The sequence below is a fragment of the Neoroseomonas rubea genome (assembly GCF_016106015.1).
GTDB lineage: Bacteria > Pseudomonadota > Alphaproteobacteria > Acetobacterales > Acetobacteraceae > Neoroseomonas > Neoroseomonas rubea.
Map to the genome: position 1 here is coordinate 1 of NZ_JACADQ010000573.1, position 1,442 is coordinate 1,442.

Annotated in this window: 3 protein-coding genes; all 3 read left to right on the plus strand. The window is 75.0% G+C overall.

The window, feature by feature from the left end; translation table 11 throughout:
• Nucleotides 1-789, plus strand: a 789-nt coding sequence (locus HW577_RS24965) for a ComF family protein (protein WP_408639557.1), incomplete at its 5' end; no start/stop codon positions are given.
• Nucleotides 790-820: 31 nt separating this feature from the next.
• Nucleotides 821-1,078 (plus strand): glutaredoxin 3, encoded by a 258-nt coding sequence (gene grxC / locus HW577_RS24970; protein WP_198378788.1) that lies wholly within the window; start codon nt 821-823, stop codon nt 1,076-1,078.
• A gap of 84 nt (nt 1,079-1,162) precedes the next feature.
• Nucleotides 1,163-1,442, plus strand: a 280-nt coding sequence (locus HW577_RS24975; RefSeq protein WP_198378789.1) for a DUF1178 family protein, incomplete at its 3' end; no start/stop codon positions are given.

A 1,442-nucleotide genomic window follows, 5' to 3' on the forward strand; every position in this document is an offset into this window, starting at 1 on the left:
CAGCCGGCGCTGCGGCGCCTGGCGGGGGGCGCGCGCCGCGCCTCCGCCGGGCTGCTCGACGCGCTGCTGCCGCCGCGCTGCCTTGGCTGCGCGGAGGAGGTCTCGGCGCAGGGGACGCTCTGCGCGGCCTGCTTCGCCGCGCTGAAGCCGGTCAGCGAACCCTTCTGCGCCCGCTGCGGCGTGCCCTTCGCCCATTCCGGGCAGGCCGAAGCGAGCGATGCGGATGGCTTGTGCTGCGCACCCTGCGCCCGGCGTCCACCGGCCTTCCGGCGCGCGCGGGCGGCGCTGCGCTACGACGAGGGCGCGAAGCGCCTGATCCTGCCCTTCAAGCACGCGGACCGGACGGAACTCGCCGCGCCTCTCGCGCGCCGAATGGCGCGTGCAGGGGCGGCCCTGCTTGCGGAGACCGACCTCATCGCCCCGGTGCCTGCCCATTGGCGCCGGTTGCTTGCGCGGCGCTACGACCAGGCGGCGCTGTTGGCCCTGGCGATCGGGCGGATCGCGCGGCGCCCGGTCGTGCCGGACCTTCTCGCCCGTCGGCGCCGCACGCCCCCGCTCGGCGACAAGGGGGCGGCGGAGCGGGCGGCGGCGGTGGAAGGAGCGTTCGGCGTGCCGGCGCGCGGGGCGCGGCGCATCGCGGGCCTGCGCGTGCTGCTGATCGACGATGTCATGACCTCCGGCGCAACGGCCAATGCCTGCGCCCGCGCGCTGCTGGAGGCGGGGGCGGCCACGGTCGACGTGCTCGCCGCGGCGCGGGTGCCGGATCCGAGGTTCGCCGCGGGCGCTTGATCTCCGGCCGCGCCTCGCCAAGTCTCCGCGCATGGCCAAGGTCGACATCTACGTCCAGGATTTCTGCCCGTATTGCGCGCGCGCCAAGGCGCTGCTGGACCGCAAAGGGGTTCCCTACAACGAGATCTACGCGCCGAACGGGTCCGCTGCGCGGCAGGAGGCGATCACGCGATCGGGCGGGAGGACCACCGTCCCGCAGGTCTTCATCGGCGGCCAGCCGGTCGGCGGGTCGGACGACCTCCACGCGCTCGACCGGGCCGGGCGGCTCGACGCGATGCTGGCGGCGTGAGCCAGGGTCTGGCACTCTTGCATCGAGAGTGCCAAATCAGGGGGAGCCGGCTCGCCAGGGGAGGCAGGCCGGCATGAAGGACCGATGATCCACTACCAGCTCCGCTGCACGAGCACCGCGACCGAGCACGCTTTCGACGGCTGGTTCAAGGACAGTGCCGGCTTCGAGGCTCTGGCCAAGGCCGGCCTCGTCGAATGCCCCGTCTGCGGCGGGACGCAGGTGGCACGCGCGCTGATGGCCCCGGCCATCCCGAAGAAGGGCCGGCCGGCCCGCAACGCCGCGCCGCCGCCCGAACCGCCTGTGCCCGCCGCCCCGGCACCGGCCGCCCAGCCCGAGGGATCGGAAGAGCCGGCGTCTGGACTCC

Bases quoted from the DNA above. Each gene is read 5' to 3' on its own strand.
- grxC (WP_198378788.1), top strand. From the start codon at position 821: ATGGCCAAGGTCGACATCTACGTCCAGGATTTCTGCCCGTATTGCGCG.